Raw genomic sequence first — 16,898 nt, 5'->3', positions numbered from 1 at the left:
GCCCCCTGCCACGCTGCATCGGTTGCAGCAGTCAGGGAAACTATGCGCGGCGGTTACCCACGGTCTTGATGAAATTATGAGAAACCGGTCAAAGCGGCTTGTGCTTTGGTCTCATCACAAAGCCGACGCCGCGCACCGTGGCAATTTCAGGTGCCTGGCCGTGCAACGCCAACGCGCGGCGCACATAGCCGACGTAAACGTCCACGGCATTTTCAGTGATGTCACTGTCCGGCGGCCATGCTTCCTCGATCAGGGTGGCACGGCTGACCGCCTGTCCCTGATGGTGAGCGAGGCACAGCAGCACCGCAAATTCCCGCCGCGACAGCGCCAGCGGCACGCCGGCAACGTGCGCGCTTTGGCCGTGCGTATCGATGTCCAGACCACCGACGGTGACACGGTGGGCGATCCGTTGGCGTGCCAGCAGCACGGCCAGCCGTGCCGACAGTTCGGCCAGCGCAAACGGCTTGCCGAGATAATCATCAGCGCCGCTGCCAAACCCGTTCAGACGGTCCTCGACATCGCTGCGTGCCGTCAACATCATGATCGGCACTGTGATCCCGGCTTGCCGCACATCGCGGCACAGCACCAGCCCGTCGCCATCGGGCAAGCCCAGATCGAGGATCGCGCCCGCAAAACGCCGCGCGCGCAGCGCCGCGCGGGCGCTGGCACTGGTGCGGACCCATTCGACCACATAGCCGTCCGCGACAAGCCCCCGGCACAACACGCTGCCGATGACGGCATCGTCTTCGACCACCAGCAGCTTCAGCCCTTCAGCGGCAACCGGATCGATACGCATAATCCCTCCCCACCATGCCCGGCCTGCGCGGATATGCTGCCGCCGTGCGCATCGGCGATCCAACGGGCAAGAGCAAGGCCGAGCCCGCTGCCGCCGTGGCTGCGGCCGGCTTCACCTTGTACATAGGGTTCGAAAATGGCCGCAATCTCGTCTTCGGTTACGCCCGGGCCTTGATCGGCAACGCTGATGACAGCCCAGCCGGCCTCGGCCGCGCCGGAGACCAGCACCGCGGCGCCTGGCGGCGAAAACTTCAAGCTGTTGTCGATCACCGCAGCAATGGCCTGGAACAGGCGATCGGCATCACCGATCACTGGCAAATGCGCGGGCAGCGAACCGATTTCCAGATCGATCATGGCCAGCCGGGCATAGCTGGCGGTGCGGCGCACGGCGTCACGCGCGATGGCCGCCAGATCGTTTGGCGCCATGATCAGGCCCAACGCGCCGCTTTCGGCGCGCGCCAACGCCAGCAGATCATCAAGCCGCCGTTGCATGAAGCTGCCGCTGTCAATGATGCTGCCGAGCGCATCATGCAGCACTGGACCGCTGCTGCCGCTGCGCAACGCCAATTCGGCTTCGGCGCGCATCACAGTCAACGGGGTGCGCAGTTCATGGCCGATCTTGGAGAGGAACAACCGGCGGCGGCTTTCGATATCTGCGAGCCGGCTCAGCGCCGCTTCGAGCGCGGCGGTGCGCCGGGCCGCCTGCGCATCGACGTTGGCAGCCATATGGTTGAAGCCGCCAATCAGGCGGTGGATTTCGTCCGGGCCTTCCAGGCGCAGGGGTGCCAAACCAGCGCCGCGCGCTACGGCGTCGACGGCGCCAGCAAGGGCGCGGAGCGGCTTCACGATGTGGCGCCACACCAGCAGGCCGACAGCGGTGCTGATCACCGCCAGACCTGCCATTGCCAACCATAGCAGCAAGATCAATCGCTGCCAGGCGTCCTGCAGGGCCCCCGCCGCCGTTTGCGCTTCGGCCAACTCGCGGTTGGCGATGCTGCTGGCCAGCGTGCTGGCCTGCTCCAAGCTGGGCGGGTCCAGCGGCCCATTGATCAGGCCTGCGAGCTCGGCAGCATTGGCGGCTTCGCGGGCATCGTCAGCCGGGCTGAACATCAGGTCATGGCCGCTCATGGCGCGCTCGGCGGCCAATGTGGCGAGATAGGCCTTCAGGCGCGCCTGCAACGCCAATGAAGCCCGCTGCGACGGCGCAGTCTGGCGGGCCAGCAACGTCTCGATCTGCGTGACCAGCAAGGCCTGTCGGTTGGCAATTGCAGCGCGCGCCTCGATGGCGGCGGTGGTGCGCTGCATATCGACGAGGGCCAGCGCCAGACCAGCCCATAACAGGACAAGTGTCATGGCCGCGGCCAGCACCAGCATGATCAGCCCCGGTGGGCGCCGACCCGTGCGCTGCACTGGGTCTTGATCACCGTCCACCCCGCAAGGTGCCGTCATTGTCTGTAACTTGGCTTCCATTGCCGCCATGCTGCACCAGACGGGTTGCTGTGGCCAGACTCCCGGCCGGCGCGTTCATTGCCGGTGCCCACGGCCGCTTGCAGGCCCAGGAAATCGGTCGTGCCGGCGCGGGCCGCCTGGCAGGGCGGCTGCCGCCCGACGCGCGAGTATTTTTTCGCGCTCGCGAGACGATCCGCAGTTGGAAGCGGAACAACCAGCCTTCCGGTCGCCAGCGCCAGGGTGGGCAACGGCCGGATACGCATTGATCTTGCCGAGCCTGTTGTCCGCCGCGCTGGCGCCGGGTGCAGCTTGCCCGAAAGCACCATCATCTGTTCAGCGCCCTCGCGCGCAATCCGGGGCATTTGGAACAAGGGGGAATTTCGGCCGTTGAAGGGTTGAACTGCAAATCCCATCCAGGACGGAGCAACTGACATGAAGCGTTTGTTCACCGCACTCGGGTCCAATGCAGCCTCAGGCTGGCGGCTGGCAAAGAGCTCCCGATGATTGAAACACGGCTGGAAACCGATGCCATGGGCGCGATTGCCGTGCCCGCCCATCGGCTGTGGGGCGCCCAAACCCAGCGCAGCCTGCAGAATTTCCGCATCGGCGTTGAGCCCATGCCGCTGCCGATCATTCATGCGCTGGGCGTGATCAAGGCGGCCTGCGCGCGCACCAATGCCAGGCTGGGCGTGCTCCAACCCGAAATCGCCGCCGCCATTGCCGACGCGGCGCAGGCCGTGGCCGCCGGGCAATTGGATGACGAATTCCCGCTGCTGGTCTGGCAGACGGGATCGGGCACGCAAACCAACATGAACGCCAATGAAGTGATCGCCAACCTTGCCAGCGAAGCGCTGGGCGGTCAGCGCGGCACAAAATCGCCCGTGCACCCCAATGATCATGTGAACCTCAGCCAATCGTCGAATGACTGCTTCCCCACCGCACTGCACATTGCCGCGGCGCGCGGGATCATCGATCACCTGCTGCCGGCCCTGAATGCCCTGCACGCCGCGCTGTCCCGCAAGGCGACACAGTGGGACGACATCATCAAGATCGGGCGCACCCACGCGCAGGACGCCACGCCATTGACGCTGGGGCAGGAATTTTCGGGCTATACGGCGCAGATTGCAGCCGCCGTGGCGAACATCGAGCTGGCGCTGCCGGGCGTTTACCAGTTGGCCCAGGGCGGCACCGCAGTCGGCACCGGGTTCAACGCGCCGCGCGGCTTCGCGGATGGCGTCGCCGATGAAATTGCCGCCAGCACCGGATTGCCCTTCGTGACGGCGCCCAACAAATTCGCCGCGCTTGCCGGCCAGGATGCGCTGCTGTTCCTGCACGGCGCGCTGCATGCGCTGGCCACCAGCCTCTACAAGATCGCGAGTGACATTCGCCTGCTCGGCTCCGGCCCGCGCGCCGGGTTGGGCGAGCTGGCGCTGCCCGAAAATGAACCCGGCAGCTCGATCATGCCGGGCAAGGTCAACCCGACCCAGGTCGAAGCCTTGACGATGGTGTGCGCACAGGTGTTCGGCAACCATGCAACCCTCGGCTTTGCCAACAGCCAGGGGCAGTTGGAACTGAATGTCTATCGCCCGGTGATGGCGCACGCCTTCCTGCAGAGCGTGCGGCTGCTGAGCGATGCGGTGACCAGCTTCACCACCAATCTGCTTGCCGGGTTGGCGCCGCGGCGGGACAATATCGCGCGCGGCGTGGAAAATTCGCTGATGCTGGTCACCGCGCTGGCCCCGTCGATCGGCTATGACGCTGCGGCCGGCATCGCCAAGATAGCGCACGCGCAAGGCCTGACGCTGCGCGAGGCGGCGCTGCGCAGCGGCCTGGTGGACGCTGCCGACTATGACGCGATCGTCGATCCAGCCAGAATGCTGGGACCGCACTGAGGCCCGGAATGCTGCCTGCCCGGTCAGCCGCCCATGGCTTTGACCGGTACCACCAGGCAATGGCTGGAGGCCGGCAGCAGATCGCGCCAATCGGCGATGAGTTTCTTGAAGGCGCCACCGACCGGTCGCAACTTGCGGTCCAGATCATAAAGCCCGACCGGGAACACGCGGTTGTTCACCTCCCGCAGCGCCGTGTCCCAATCGATCTGGTCGGTCAGCGAATACCAGGTGAAGCCGACCGCCGGGATGCCGATGTTGCGCACACGCAGCATGTTGGCCCATTCCTTCCACAGCCACTGCACGGCTTCCTGGCCGCCGGGCCCTTCGCGCATGTTGGTTTCGGTGTGCATGATCGGCAGGCCATAGCGTTCATAATATTGGCGGGTGATCTCGGCATAGCCGAACACTTCGCCGGCTGATTCCGTGTGGCCATCGGCAAACACCCGATGTTCGTTGGTGGCGTAATAATCGGTTCCCAAAATGCAATGCTGTTTCAGTTGATGTGTCAGAAACCAGTGATATTCATCACGCGTCATGCCGTTGTCGAGCAGATATTCATACATGTCGCTGTTGACGCGATTGCCGTAATTCAGATCGAGTGACAGGAAACGCCAGCGGTTGCGCAATTCGGCGGCATGGATGGCGGGCGGACTGTCGGCGTGGAAGTATTCGGAAGACTCGCTCTGGATGAAGATGGCATCCGGCCGGCGCTTGAGGATCTCCGTCATGGCCATCACATTGGCCTTCACGATATGCTTCAGCGCGGTAACGAAGGCCTGATCGCTCTTGAGCTGCTCGTTCCACCAGCCATACATCGACGAGAAAACCGCGCAGATGAACATCTCGTTCACCGGCGTGTACAACTGCACCCATGGATAACGATCGGCAAAGGCGCCCGCATACAGCGCAAACAACTGCGGAAAATCCGGGTTCTGGAAATTGCCGATCCAGTCGGGCACGCCGAAATGGCAAAGATCGACGATCGGCACGATGTCACGGCGCCGGAGATCGGCCAGGGTCACATCGGCAAACGCCCAATCATAGCTGCCAGGCCCACGATAGCTGGTGTGCAGCGGCGGGCCATAGCGCAGAAAATTGATCCCCAATTCCTCGACACAATCGAAATCGGTTTGCCAGTGGCGATAATGGCCGCAGGATTCCATCTGGTCGATCCGGGTGCGCCCGCCGTTGATGGTCGGGATGCTGTTTTCGATCCCGGTGGCAAACATGAAACTGGCGATATATTCTCTCCTGGTGGCGGCATTGATGGCTCAGCCGCCGAACGGCGTGTCCGGCAAGCCATGGACCCCTGGCCGGACCATGAACAGCCCACCGGCGTGGGGCTGACCCGCCTTTTGCGCTGGTGTGAGGTCACGGCTGGCCGAAGTGATGAACAATTGATCGAGGTCGGCGCCACCGAAGGTGCAACTGGTCGGCCGCTGCACCGGCACCGGAATTTCGCCGATTTGCTGCCCATCCGGCGCAAAGCGCCGCACGCACCACCCATCCCAGAAGGCAATCCACAGGCAATCATCGGCATCCACGGTCATGCCATCCGGATAGCCATCGCCGTCACCGAATTTCAGATGCACCCGCCGGTTGCGCGCCGCACCGTCTCCCGCCAGATCAAAGGCATAGACCGTCTGCCGCGCCGAATCCGTGTGATAGAGCGTGCGCCCGTCGCGGCTGAACGCCGGGCCGTTGGTGACGCGGTAGCCAGTGTCGATGCGCTGCCAGCTCAGATCGACATCCAGCCGGTAGAGTGATCCGCTATCCGCCGCTTCGGCGCGGTCCATGGTGCCGGCCCAGAAGCGGCCGGAACGGTCCAGCTTGCCATCGTTGCAGCGATTGCCAGGCAGGTCAGGCTCCGGATTGCCGATCACAACGATGGCAAGGCTGGCATCCAGGCGCAGAAACCCGTCATAGCCGCCGCCGATGAACCCACCGCTGGCCCGCGGTACCAGCGAACAGACATGATGGGACATCGGGATGGTGCGCGTCCCGTCGGCGTCCGACCAGCGGAACAGGCGCTTCTCCGGGATATCGACCCAGTATAGCGCCGCTTCGCGTGCATCCCAGACCGGGCCTTCGCCAAGCGTTGCGCCCACATCTGCAATACATTCCATCTCAACCCGTCCGGTCTGCATCGGCGATCAGCGTCACCACGTCGGCGATCAGTTCCGCCATGGCCGCCCGTGCCGCATCAGGCTTGCGCGCCGCGATGGCGGCCAGCACCGCGTGATGCTGCGGCAGGCTGGCAGTGCGGCCCTTGAAGCAGTTGGTGAAGCGGATCGACGTCCGCAGCGCCGTCGTCACCACATCCTGAAACTGCGCGTAGAAGGGATTTTCCGACGCGCGCAGCACGGCAATGTGGAACGCCACGTCGGATTCCAGCGGATCATCCTTGCCCTGTTCGGCCGCCGCCATGCGATCATAGCCAGCCTGGATGGCGGCGATACGCTCGGCACTGGCCGCACCGGCCGCCAGCGCCGCTGCCGCCGGTTCGATGGCGATGCGTAGCTCGCTGAACTGCCGCAGCAGATCGAGCGAGAATTTCCGATCCAGCAGCCAGCGCAGCACATCGGGATCGAACAGATTCCAGTTGGCCGCCGGCTGCACGCTGGTACCCTTGCGCGGCCTTGCCGTCAGCAGGCCCTTGGCGGTCAGCATCTTCACTGCCTCACGCGTCACCGATCGGCTGATCGCATATTGCCTGGCCAGTTCGGCTTCGGTGGGAAACGGCACTTCATCATAACGGCCAGTGACGATGGCCTTGCCCAGGGTGTCCAGCAGCCCGTAGGTCAGATTGCGGCCAGCCCCCGCTGGTTTCGATCGTGCAATCGTGCCGGCCAACGCCCTCCACTCCCCCGTGAATTGCCAAGGGCTTGTATGCGCGATCACGCCGATGTGGTCCACAGGAAGGGTGCAACTTCGGTGCGGCTGCCGATCAGGAACGCATCAGCCACGATCCGCAGCGGTTCGATATCGACCAGCGATGCGCGCGCTGCCACCAATTCGGCAAACCGGCTGTAGAGGGACGGATATTCGCCATGCCCCGCAATCGGTTGCGCCTGGCCATCGACCACCAGTCGCGCGCCGCCATTCCGCAGTTCGATGCAGCGGCCGTCGTCGGTTTCAATCTCGATGGTCCAGCATTCGCCATCACCATGGCGCCAGTCGAACGATGCGCCATGGGCAGGACCTGCGAACTGCAATTCTGCGGCGATCGGTGCCTGCCGGCCGGCCGGAATCTGCAGCTTGGCGGCCCGCACCGTCAGCCGCTCCGGCAGGATCGCCGTGGCGATGGACAGCGCGTTGATGCCGGGATCGAACACGCCGAAACCACCGGCTTCCCACACCCAATCCTGCCCCGGATGCCATTTGCGGACATCCTCGTGCCAGGTGATCTGCAGCCGGCGAATTTCCGCACCAGCCAGCAGCGCGGCAGCCGGCTGCACTGCCGGCGCATGCTGCGAATGCCAGCCAGCATAAAGCGTGCGATTGCCCGCCTTGGCCAGGGCAATCAGGTCCTGCGCTTCCCCCAACGTGGCCGTCGGCGGCTTCTCCAGCAACACGGCCAGCCCGGCGGCAAGGGCCTGGTGGGCAATGCCATGCCGAACATCGGGCGGGGTACAGATGGCGACGGCATCAACCCCATCGGGCATGGCGGCGAGCAGCGCGCCGAGATCGCTGAATGCCGGCACCCCGACATCCGGGTCACCGCTGCGGCTGGTCACCGCCACCAGTTGGAAGCGCGGGTCCGCCCTGATCGCCGGCACATGCGAATCGCGGGCAATCTTGCCAAACCCCACAATCGCAATCCGGATCACCATCAGCCGGCCTGCCCGCCCAGCGCCGTCATATAGGCCCGGGCGCGTGCGCCAACGTCCGCCGCAGTCATGCCCGGTTTGTAAAGGCCGCCGCCCAGCCCGAAACCGTTGGCGCCGGCCGCCAGCCAGGCCGCCATATGCTCGGGCGCGACCCCGCCCACCACCAGGATGGCGACATCGGCCGGCAAGACGGCGCGCTGCGCCTTCAGAACCGTCGGCGACGCGGCTTCGGCTGGAAACAGCTTGAGCGCATGGGCCCCGGCGCGCAGGGCGGTGAAGGCCTCGCTCGGCGTGAAATAGCCTGGCGCGGCAACCAGTCCGGCAGCAACCGTGGCTTCGATCACATCGGTCGCGACATTAGGAGACACCACAAGCTGCCCACCGGCGTCGGCCACACGGCGCACATCGGCCGGTTCCAGCACGGTACCGGCACCGATCATCGCTGCATCGCCCCAGCGCCGCGCCAAGTGGGCAATGCTGTCAAACGGATCGGGCGAATTCAGCGGCACTTCGATGATGCGGATGCCGGCATCGATCAGCGCGCCGCCGATCTGCTCTGCTTCCGCCGCACGCAGACCGCGCAGGATCGCCACCAGCGGGCACGCGCGCAGACTCGCGTCAAACAGGCGGGCCGCGTCCATCAGAAATGCGCCGCAATTTGGCCGATACCAGCCAGAAAGGCCTCGGCACCGTCGATCGACGTGGTGCGGTGCCCGGCCCGCTGTATCGCAGCGGCATAAAGCGCGGTCAGTTCCGGCCGGCCGAGCAGCGTCACCGGGCTGGAGCCAGAGAATGCCAGCCCCTCGCGCACATCGCTGCCGATCAACAGCCCGCTGGCATGGGCGGCAGGATCACGGCTGCCCTCCCCCAGCAACGCGCCGGCGCGGATGCGAAACAACGAAGACAGCAATTCCGCCCCCGACAAGGCTTCGTCAACGCCGGCCAGAAACGCCGCGTCCGGCACCACGCTGCCCCGCAACTGGTTGCGCAGGATGCTGTGGTCCGACAACAGGGCAAACATCTCGCCGGTCATCATGGTGCAAAATGCGCTGATCTCGCTGTTCGCCACCTTGATCCACTTGGCGTGGGTGCCGGGGTGGCAGACGATGGCATCGGGCGGCATCAGCCCGGCGGCGATGGCGCCGATCACCTGCACCTCCTCGCCGCGCATCACGTCTGCCCCGGCCGCGCCGCGCTGGCAGACGCCGGGAATGATGCAGGTGCGGCCAGGTGCGATCCATAATGTGGCCTTGGCCAGGGCCTCCGCGCTGGCCGGGCATGGCACATAGGCGGCCTCCCGCCAGCCGCGGTTCGATCCGATCATGCCGGCCATCAGCAGCGGCAGATCGCTCAGCGCCGTGCGGATATCGGCGGCAGCCGCTTCGAAGCCGCCGGCCGCAACCGCCGTCACCCCCTGATCATCCTCATGGTCCGCCACCAGCGCGCCACCAGCATCGATCCGGTAGGCCCGGCGGTTGGTCGTGCCCCAATCCACCGCTATGTAGCCGTCTCGCAACAACATTCAGACGTTCCTTGCTGGTATCGACAGGCCAGTTTCGCTAACGCCGCAACGCATTTTCCCTTGTTGGGATGCATTTATCATATAATTTGCCCATTCGTTCGCACCAGCCGCAAAGTGTGCAAAATGAAAATCGACCGTATCGAAACCTTCCTCGTCCCGCCACGCTGGCTGTTCGTGCGGGTCGAAACCGCCTGCGGCGCCGTCGGTTGGGGCGAAGCCAGCCTGGAAGGCTATGCCGAGGCCGTGGAGGGCGCATTCGAAGCGCTGCGCGACCGCTTCATCGGCGCCGACCCGTTCCGCATCGAGGATATCTGGCAAGTGGCCTATCGCGGAGGCTTCTATCGCGGCGGCGCCGTGCTGATGTCGGCGCTGTCGGGGCTGGACCAGGCGCTGTGGGACCTGAAGGGGCGGGCCGTCGGCCTGCCGGCGTATGAAATGCTCGGCGGCCTGGTGCGCGACAAGGTGCGCGCCTACGCCTGGATTGGCGGCGACCGGCCAGATGATATCGCGGAGGCGGCGGCCGCGCGCAAGGCGCAGGGCTTTTCCGCGGTGAAGATGAACGCGACTCCGGAGGTCGATTATCTTGAGCCGGCGCGGTTCGATGAAGTGATCGCGCGCGTGGCTGCGGCACAGGCAACCGGCATGGCGGTCGGCCTCGATTTTCACGGCCGGCTGCACCGGGCGATGGCCAAAAAACTTGCCAAGACGCTGGAACCGATGGGGCTCCTGTTCATCGAGGAGCCGGTGCTGTCGGAACATGGCGAAGCCCTGCGCGAGATCGCCAATCATGTCAGCACGCCGATCGCCGTGGGTGAGCGCCTCTATTCCCGTTGGGATTTCAAGCCGTTGCTGGCCAGCGGTGCCGTCGATATCATTCAGCCCGACCTGAGCCACGCCGGCGGCATCAGCGAGTGCCGCCGCATCGCCGCGATGGCCGAAGCCCATGACATCGCCGTGGCGCCGCATTGCCCGCTGGGGCCGCTGGCGCTGGCGGCCTGTCTGCAACTGGCCGGCTGCACGCCCAATGTCGTGCTGCAGGAAATGTCGCTGGGCATCCATTACAACCAGGGCCACGATCTGTTCAGCTTCGTGCCGGACGCGCAGGCGCTGACGCCGGTGGACGGCTTTCTGGCCATCCCCACCGCGCCCGGTTTGGGCATCACGATCGACGAGGCCTTGGTGCGCGCCGCCGACCGTGACCGGCATCGCTGGCGCAACCCGGTGTGGCGCAACACGGACGGCAGCTTCGCCGAATGGTAGCCGCCGCACCCAGGCGGCAGCCCTGAAGCCACAACTGGCCACGGATTTGTAGGGGCATATTCAGCAGCCGGCAACCTGATCCTGGGCCAAAGCGGGCGCTGAATCCCGCCGGATTCCTCGGATGCATCAAAACTGCGCCATTGCGGCGATGCATGCGGACCGGGGAACCGCAGCTTGCATCCGATGGTAGGGCAGCCATGCAACTTCGGATCAAGCCTTTGGGCATCGCAGCCAGTGCGGCAGTGGCGATGGCCGCCCCAGTGCACGCCAGCCGGCGTCGCTGCCTGATGCTGCTTGGCGGCTCGTTGCTCACCAGTGGTTGCAGCGCCGGCCGCAGCCTCTTCGGCAGCGAAACCAGTGGCCTCGATGCCGAAACCATGGTCCGCACGCTGGCGGGCGCCGAACAACTGCCGCGGCTGCGGTCACTGCTGGTGCTGCGTGGCGGCGTTACCCTTGCTGCGCACCGCTTCAACGGCGGGCCAGCGTTGGACCAGCCGGTCAATGTCAAATCCGCATCGAAATCCCTGCTGTCGGCGCTGGTCGGCATCGCCATCGAACGCGGCGTGCTGAAAGGCGTCGATCAACCGATGCTGTCCGTGCTGGCCAGCGATGCGCCGGCCACGCCCGATCCGCGCCTGGCCCAGATCACGGTCGGCCATCTGCTCAGCATGCAGGCCGGGCTGGAGCGCACGTCGGGCGAATTTTATGGCGCGTGGGTGTCCAGCCCCAACTGGGTGCGTGCCGTGCTGTCGCGCCCCTTCGTCGATGAACCCGGCGGCGCCATGCTGTACAGCACCGGCAGCAGCCACTTGTTGTCGGCGATGCTCACCCGCGCGTCGGGGCGGAGCACCCTCGAACTGATGCAGCTATGGCTGGCCACCCCGCTGAACATCACCATCCCGCCATGGACACGCGATCCGCAGGGCATCTATTTCGGCGGCAACGACATGCGGATGTCCCCGCAGGCGCTGGCGCGGTTCGGCGAGCTTTACCGCCTCGGCGGCGCCATCGACGGCAAACAGATCGTCCCGGCCCAGTGGATCGAGGATAGCTGGCGCCGCCGCAGCGTGTCGCCGTGGAGCGGCAACAAATATGGCTATGGCTGGTTTCTGGACATCATGCGCGGCCATGCGCTGCGCTTCGCCTGGGGCTATGGCGGGCAGATGATCTATATCGTCCGTGATCTGGGCCTGACCGTGGTGATGACCTCCCAATCCGACGCGGCCAGCGATTTCGGCCACTTGTCGGCCCTGCATGCGCTGGTGGCGAACGGCATCATCCCGGCAGCGGAGCTTGGCGACCAAGCGGGTTAGCGCCAAGCTTGCCAATCGGATGGGGCTCGGTCACGGTGCTTCCGGGGGACGGACACATGCGGCAATATGCAAATCTCAACGCACGCTATCGCACGGTCATTGCTGTGCTGGCGCTCGCCGCGGCATCAGCACAAGCAGCACCGCGCCAGACCGACGAAGGCGCCTATACACGCTATGAACTGCTGGCGCCCGGCACGCACAAATTCCGCATCATCTACGACATAACGGCGGCCACCGCTGACGCCACCGCCTATTACAACCCGATCCGCACCGGCAGCATCGCAACGGATGAACGGGTCACCGATCTGGCCACCGGCAAGGCGCTGGCCTTTGCCGAAGTCGGCGGTGACGTCGCCCGCGCCGGCGGCGTGACCAATGCCGCACCCGACAGCCGCTACATCGCCGTCACCCTGGCGCGGCCGGTGCCCAGCGGCGGCGGCGCGCGCATCCGCATCGACAAGACCTATGAGGACGCCAAAAGCTATTTTGCTGACGGTGAGGCGATCATCTTCGACCGGTCGCTGGGCATCAAGCGCAACAGCGTCGTGCTGCCACCCGGCTATCGTCTCGCCAGCGTCAATGTGCCGGTACAGGTGATCCAGCAGGGCGATGGCCGCATCGCCATATCATTCTGGAACGCCACCCCGGCACCGATGCCGCTGCGCATCCACGCCGTGCCCACCGGCGCGCCGGTGCCAGCCGGATCGAGCATGGCCGCAAAAATCAGCGAACGCGCCGCGCAAACCCGCGAGATCGTCTATCATCTGCAACAGCCCGAAACCCACAGCTTCGACCTGACCCACGACTATACCGAGGAACGGGCGGGCGTTGGCGCCTATGTCAACATCGTGCGCGCCGGCAGCACAGTCTCCAACCCGTCGGCGCGCGACCTCGACACCGGCGCCGCGCTGGCGACCGAGACGGTGCGCGGCGCCGCGATCACCGCGATCGATCCCCGCGCAACCGGCGTTACGGATACGACAACGGCTGTCGTGTTCCGCTTCCCGCCGGTGGTGGCCGGGCAAAGCCGGCGCATCCGTATCGCCGAAACCTATACCGATGCCGACCGCTACCGCCTGGCCGGCGACGAGCTGGTCTGGCACCGCGCGTTCGGCCGCCCGGCCAATGCCGTCGTGCTGCCGGCCGGTTGGGTGCTGACCAATTCGACCATCCCGGCCGCCATCAGCGAACTGCCTGACGGGCGCACCCGGCTCGACTTCATCAATCCCCGCCCTGACGAAATCGACACGGTGATCACGGCACGGCGCGCGGGCAAGCCTGCCTGACCGCCTTGCCCTTTACGGGTTTGTGCGCGGTGTGCATCATCATGCCTGGGAGAAATGCGATGTTGCTATGGTCCGCGCCCGATCCGGCGCCCAATCCGCGCCGGGTCCGTCTGTTCCTCGCCGCCAAGCGCCTGACCGTGCCCGAACGCCTGCTGTCCCTGCCGGCCCGCGAGCACAAGTCCGCCGAAGTGCTGGCGCTGAACCCGCGCGGCCAGGTGCCGTTCCTGGAACTGGACGATGGCCGCATCATCGCCGAGACCGTCAGCATCTGCCGCTATCTTGATGAACTTCATCCAGAACCGCCGCTGCTCGGCAGCACACCCTTCGAACGCGCGGAGACCGACATGTGGCTGCGCCGTGTCGAAACCGGGCTGGGCACACCGGTCAGCCTGTTTTGGCAGCACGGCCACCCGCTCACCGCCCGGCTGGTCAATCAGATCCCGGCGATGGCCGAGGCAGCGCGCACCCAGGCACTGGCCATGCTGGGCTGGATCGACACGCAACTGGATGACCGGCCATGGCTGGCCGGAAACCGTTTCACACTGGCCGACATCACGCTGCTGACCACGGTGGACTTCGCCGGCTGGATCGGCCTTGCGATGCCCGATGACAAGGTGCGCCTGCACAACTGGCACCGACGCTGCACGGCGCACTTGACGCCCTAGAAGAACAGCTTCCGGAACGACAGTGTCACGGTGCGGCCGAGCGGATCAAGCTGGTCGCGCTGGAAGCCCAGCGGCTCCGCGCCCAGCCGGTTGCGCACATTGATGCGATCGTTCAGCACATTGTCGAAATTCAGGCTGATGCGGCTGCCGCGCAGGAACGGGATTTTTGTCACGATCTCCGGCCGCTGCCCCAGATCGACGAACATCCGCAGATTGGCGGTGGTGCGGCCCGAAAAGAACAGATCGTCCGGCGATTGCGTGGCGCCGGTGGGATCGACCAGCACCGATGTGGCCGATTGCCAGTTGAGGCCCAGCCGGGCGCCAACGCCGCGCCGGGCGCCGCCCAACCGCATCTCCACCTGGTGCCGCGGTGCGCCGCCCGACGAGCCGACCGCCGAACCGTTCAGCAGATCGAGCACCGGCAGGCCCGGCCCGATGCCGATCTCGTTGCGGAAGGTGACAGTGTGGAACAAGGCCAATTGCAGCCGGCCATCGAGGAAGCCGCGCCGGCCGCCACCGCCACCAAACCCACCGCGGCCACCACCAGGCGGGCGGGCCGCTGCCGGCGGCGCCGGCGCCGGTCCAGCCGCAGGTGGTGCGCTGGTTGCTGGCGGCGCACCACCGGCCGGCGCCGCGGGCGCAGCGCCTGCCGCGCCGGGCGGGCGCTGGCCGGGCGTGAACCCATAGGGATTGCGGGCAAACGCCCGGATTTCCGGCGGCAGCGGCTGGCCGGCGCGGATGGCCTCTGCGGCCTTGGCCCGGGTTTCGGCGATGCGTTTTTCCACGGCCGCACGCTCGGCAGCGTCGGGCTTCAGCGCCTGGGTAAGCGTGAAGCCCCAGCGCAATTCGGTGCGCTGCGAATATTGGAAATTTACCGGGCGATTGTCGATCTGCACCAGCCGGCCGGTGTCGTCACGGCTGAACCGTTCCGGAAACGCCGCCTCAAGCTCCGCCGTCGCGGTCGGGAAGGCGGCGATCGGATCGTCGATGCGTGTGTCGATGAAATTGGCATTGAACACCAGGTCGGTCGCTTCGAACGGCTTCACGTTCATGCCCAGCTTCACCACCCGGCGCGTGTCGTTGCGCAGCGCCGCGGTGCCGCCATCCAGCCGATTGATGTCCACCGTTTCGCCGCGCAGAAAATCGAACACCCGCACGTTGGGCGTGATGATGGTCGGGTCGCCCAGTTGGCCGATGCTGGGCGGCCCCTGTTCGCGGGTGAAGCTGGCGATCAGCGTCCAGCCGCTGGTCGGCACCCAGTTCACGCCGGCGCCCCAGGTGATCAGCGTGCCGAAATCCGACAGCGTATCCAGCGCGATATTGCCGTTCAGCGTCAAGGTGCCGAGCGCCGACAGGACATTGTCGCGCACCGAAGCAATCGGCAGATCGAAATTGGCCTGAAAATTGCCCTGGGTCCGCGCCAGATCGGCGCTGGTGGCAATGCCCGCCCGCAACGATCGCGTATCCAGCGCCAGATGCTGCACCTGCGCCTTCAACGCCAGCCCGACCGGGCCGGCCGGCAAGGCAAAGGGCGAACCGTTCAGCAGCAGATCAAGATTGGCATTGTCGCTGATGCTGCTTGCCGTGTCCGTCAACACCGCGCCCGCCAGCACGGCATCGCCGAACGGCGACAGGCTGGGGCTGCCGGCCAGGATCTGCGCCTGCGCTGCGCCGATGTCGATGCCGCGATCGATGCGGGTGCGATTTTCGCTGTGATTCCAGTTGCCCGTCAGGTTCCAGCGCCATTTGCCCATATTGCCATCCAGCACCGTGCCCAGCCGGCTCGACCAATTGTCACCTTCGCGGCGCAAGGGATCGGGGGCCTGGGTGTTGACCAGTACCGCCTGGCTGAATGGCGAAAAGGGATTGCCGGCCGGCACGGTCAGGCTGGCCGATGGCAAGCCGGCCATGCTTTCCGTTTGGGTGCGTTCGATGCCGCCGGACAGCGTCGCGCCAAGCGTGCCCAGAGCGCCGGCCATGGTGCCGTTCAGGCTGATCGTGCGGCTGTCGGGCAGCAAGGTGCGGAACGGGCGCAGATCGGTGCTGTTCACCGGGGCCGCGCCGAACTGCGCCAGGCTGGGGCTGGCAACGCCGGCCGGCACGCCCAGCACATCGCGGCCCGGCAAGGCCGGATCGATGATGGCACCCGGCACAATCGCGCTCACATTGCCGCCGATGGCAAACGGCCGGCTCTGCGGCGGCGTGGTGATGCGGCGCTCGGCTTCGGTCACCATGGTATCGATGCGATACTGGGCCTCGATGCTGGTGCGGGTGCCATTGTTCAGCTTGAGCAGATTGGCTTCGAGCTCGCTCGAAAACCGGCCGCCATCGGTCGGGCCGCCGATATCCAGCTCCCCGGTCACCGCCGAAAAGCGCGGGCGCAGCACGAAGTTGATCACCCGCTGATCGGCGCGAAAGCCATATTTCAGACTGACCTCTTCCGGCAACACATCAACCCGCAAGATGGCTTCGGGCGGGATGTTGCGGATTTCGGCAAAGCCCGACACGCGCTTGCCGTTGATCAGCACGGCCGGCGGGCCGCCACCGCGCCCGCGGCCGGAGCGGGTCTGCGGCGCCAGTTCGGCGAGCAATTCGGTGATCGAACCGGCCCCGATGGCGCGCAATTCCTGCGGGCCGAAGCTCAATTCCGGCTTGATATCGCCAACCACCTGGCCAGGCAGGCGCGCAGTGGAGACTGTGATGGCCTCTTCCTCGTCCTCCGGGATGGCCTGTGCGACCTGTGCTGCCGGCGGTGCGGCGGTCTGGCCAACGGTCTGGCCAGCGGCAAGGGCAGCAGGCGCGGCCGCCAACAGCATGGCGGTACGGGAAACGATACGGATCAAGCGGGCAGTTCCTGTGTTGGGCGGGGGCTTGCCCGATGATGCA

The 16,898-nt window shown here is 65.9% G+C and carries 15 protein-coding genes; 5 read left to right on the top strand and 10 right to left on the bottom strand.

Annotated elements, in window-relative coordinates:
- Positions 1–88: 88 nt before the first annotated feature.
- From ACTIEZ_RS07600 to ACTIEZ_RS07590, 3 genes are all read right to left on the bottom strand, one after another.
- A complete protein-coding gene (locus ACTIEZ_RS07600) occupies positions 89–796 on the bottom strand; it encodes a response regulator transcription factor (protein WP_439546065.1) in 708 nt (235 codons plus the stop codon).
- Positions 763–2,148 carry a HAMP domain-containing sensor histidine kinase gene (locus ACTIEZ_RS07595; RefSeq protein WP_439546064.1) on the bottom strand — a complete coding sequence of 462 codons (1,386 nt, stop codon included), beginning with the start codon at positions 2,146–2,148 and terminating at the stop codon, positions 763–765. Before ACTIEZ_RS07595 ends, ACTIEZ_RS07600 begins: the two co-directional genes overlap by 34 nt.
- Before the next feature lie 92 nt (positions 2,149–2,240).
- On the bottom strand, positions 2,241–2,615 hold the full coding sequence (locus ACTIEZ_RS07590) for a hypothetical protein (protein ID WP_439546063.1): 375 nt from the start codon (positions 2,613–2,615) through the stop codon (positions 2,241–2,243).
- 129 nt (positions 2,616–2,744) lie between these two features.
- On the opposite strand from ACTIEZ_RS07590, the gene fumC reads away from it, so the two are divergent.
- The gene (gene fumC, locus ACTIEZ_RS07585; protein WP_439546062.1) at positions 2,745–4,136 is read left to right on the top strand and encodes a class II fumarate hydratase; all 1,392 of its coding nucleotides are present in this window, start codon (positions 2,745–2,747) and stop codon (positions 4,134–4,136) included.
- Positions 4,137–4,159: 23 nt separating this feature from the next.
- Here fumC and ACTIEZ_RS07580 read toward each other — a convergent pair whose 3' ends face one another.
- The 6 genes from ACTIEZ_RS07580 to ACTIEZ_RS07555 are packed head-to-tail and all read right to left on the bottom strand — an operon-like array spanning position 4,160 to position 9,488.
- Positions 4,160–5,365, bottom strand: a complete 1,206-nt coding sequence (locus tag ACTIEZ_RS07580) for a family 1 glycosylhydrolase (protein ID WP_439546061.1) — start codon at positions 5,363–5,365, stop codon at positions 4,160–4,162.
- Positions 5,366–5,407: 42 nt separating this feature from the next.
- Complete coding sequence (locus ACTIEZ_RS07575) at positions 5,408–6,262, bottom strand: SMP-30/gluconolactonase/LRE family protein (protein WP_439546060.1); 855 nt, start codon at positions 6,260–6,262, stop codon at positions 5,408–5,410.
- A 1-nt stretch (position 6,263) separates the two neighbouring features.
- Positions 6,264–6,989 carry a FadR/GntR family transcriptional regulator gene (locus tag ACTIEZ_RS07570; RefSeq protein ID WP_439546059.1) on the bottom strand — a complete coding sequence of 242 codons (726 nt, stop codon included), beginning with the start codon at positions 6,987–6,989 and terminating at the stop codon, positions 6,264–6,266.
- Between the two features lie 44 nt (positions 6,990–7,033).
- Positions 7,034–7,969, bottom strand: coding sequence for a Gfo/Idh/MocA family protein (locus tag ACTIEZ_RS07565; RefSeq protein ID WP_439546058.1), 936 nt, complete (start codon positions 7,967–7,969; stop codon positions 7,034–7,036).
- The gene (locus tag ACTIEZ_RS07560) at positions 7,969–8,607 is read right to left on the bottom strand and encodes a 2-dehydro-3-deoxy-6-phosphogalactonate aldolase (protein ID WP_439546057.1); all 639 of its coding nucleotides are present in this window, start codon (positions 8,605–8,607) and stop codon (positions 7,969–7,971) included. Before ACTIEZ_RS07560 ends, ACTIEZ_RS07565 begins: the two co-directional genes overlap by 1 nt.
- Positions 8,607–9,488 (bottom strand): 2-dehydro-3-deoxygalactonokinase, encoded by an 882-nt coding sequence (locus tag ACTIEZ_RS07555; RefSeq protein ID WP_439546056.1) that lies wholly within the window; start codon positions 9,486–9,488, stop codon positions 8,607–8,609. The genes ACTIEZ_RS07560 and ACTIEZ_RS07555 overlap by 1 nt, the downstream gene beginning before the upstream one ends.
- A gap of 123 nt (positions 9,489–9,611) precedes the next feature.
- Between ACTIEZ_RS07555 and dgoD the strand changes: the two genes are divergently transcribed.
- The 4 genes from dgoD to ACTIEZ_RS07535 all read left to right on the top strand — a co-directional run bounded on the left by dgoD (position 9,612) and on the right by ACTIEZ_RS07535 (position 14,012).
- The gene (gene dgoD, locus ACTIEZ_RS07550; RefSeq protein WP_439546055.1) at positions 9,612–10,748 is read left to right on the top strand and encodes a galactonate dehydratase; all 1,137 of its coding nucleotides are present in this window, start codon (positions 9,612–9,614) and stop codon (positions 10,746–10,748) included.
- A 197-nt stretch (positions 10,749–10,945) separates the two neighbouring features.
- On the top strand, positions 10,946–12,061 hold the full coding sequence (locus tag ACTIEZ_RS07545; RefSeq protein ID WP_439546054.1) for a serine hydrolase domain-containing protein: 1,116 nt from the start codon (positions 10,946–10,948) through the stop codon (positions 12,059–12,061).
- 56 nt (positions 12,062–12,117) lie between these two features.
- The gene (locus tag ACTIEZ_RS07540; protein ID WP_439546053.1) at positions 12,118–13,347 is read left to right on the top strand and encodes a hypothetical protein; all 1,230 of its coding nucleotides are present in this window, start codon (positions 12,118–12,120) and stop codon (positions 13,345–13,347) included.
- Positions 13,348–13,388: 41 nt separating this feature from the next.
- On the top strand, positions 13,389–14,012 hold the full coding sequence (locus ACTIEZ_RS07535; RefSeq protein WP_439546052.1) for a glutathione S-transferase family protein: 624 nt from the start codon (positions 13,389–13,391) through the stop codon (positions 14,010–14,012).
- Here ACTIEZ_RS07535 and ACTIEZ_RS07530 read toward each other — a convergent pair.
- Entirely contained in the window at positions 14,009–16,855 is a 2,847-nt protein-coding gene (locus tag ACTIEZ_RS07530) for a TonB-dependent receptor domain-containing protein (RefSeq protein WP_439546051.1), read from the bottom strand. The genes ACTIEZ_RS07535 and ACTIEZ_RS07530 overlap by 4 nt on opposite strands.
- Between the last annotated feature and the right edge of the window lie 43 nt (positions 16,856–16,898).

It is taken from the genome of Sandarakinorhabdus sp., from assembly GCF_051860625.1.
Taxonomy (GTDB): domain Bacteria; phylum Pseudomonadota; class Alphaproteobacteria; order Sphingomonadales; family Sphingomonadaceae; genus Sandarakinorhabdus.
This window is presented reverse-complemented; position numbering and strand designations above follow the sequence as displayed.

Bases quoted from the DNA above. Each gene is read 5' to 3' on its own strand.
- ACTIEZ_RS07580 (WP_439546061.1), bottom strand. From the start codon at position 5,365: ATGTTTGCCACCGGGATCGAAAACAGCATCCCGACCATCAACGGCGGG.
- ACTIEZ_RS07595 (WP_439546064.1), bottom strand. From the start codon at position 2,148: ATGACACTTGTCCTGTTATGGGCTGGTCTGGCGCTGGCCCTCGTCGAT.
- ACTIEZ_RS07575 (WP_439546060.1), bottom strand. From the start codon at position 6,262: ATGGAATGTATTGCAGATGTGGGCGCAACGCTTGGCGAAGGCCCGGTC.
- ACTIEZ_RS07545 (WP_439546054.1), top strand. From the start codon at position 10,946: ATGCAACTTCGGATCAAGCCTTTGGGCATCGCAGCCAGTGCGGCAGTG.
- ACTIEZ_RS07555 (WP_439546056.1), bottom strand. From the start codon at position 9,488: ATGTTGTTGCGAGACGGCTACATAGCGGTGGATTGGGGCACGACCAAC.
- ACTIEZ_RS07560 (WP_439546057.1), bottom strand. From the start codon at position 8,607: ATGGACGCGGCCCGCCTGTTTGACGCGAGTCTGCGCGCGTGCCCGCTG.
- fumC (WP_439546062.1), top strand. From the start codon at position 2,745: ATGATTGAAACACGGCTGGAAACCGATGCCATGGGCGCGATTGCCGTG.
- dgoD (WP_439546055.1), top strand. From the start codon at position 9,612: ATGAAAATCGACCGTATCGAAACCTTCCTCGTCCCGCCACGCTGGCTG.
- ACTIEZ_RS07540 (WP_439546053.1), top strand. From the start codon at position 12,118: ATGCGGCAATATGCAAATCTCAACGCACGCTATCGCACGGTCATTGCT.
- ACTIEZ_RS07535 (WP_439546052.1), top strand. From the start codon at position 13,389: ATGCCTGGGAGAAATGCGATGTTGCTATGGTCCGCGCCCGATCCGGCG.
- ACTIEZ_RS07565 (WP_439546058.1), bottom strand. From the start codon at position 7,969: ATGGTGATCCGGATTGCGATTGTGGGGTTTGGCAAGATTGCCCGCGAT.
- ACTIEZ_RS07600 (WP_439546065.1), bottom strand. From the start codon at position 796: ATGCGTATCGATCCGGTTGCCGCTGAAGGGCTGAAGCTGCTGGTGGTC.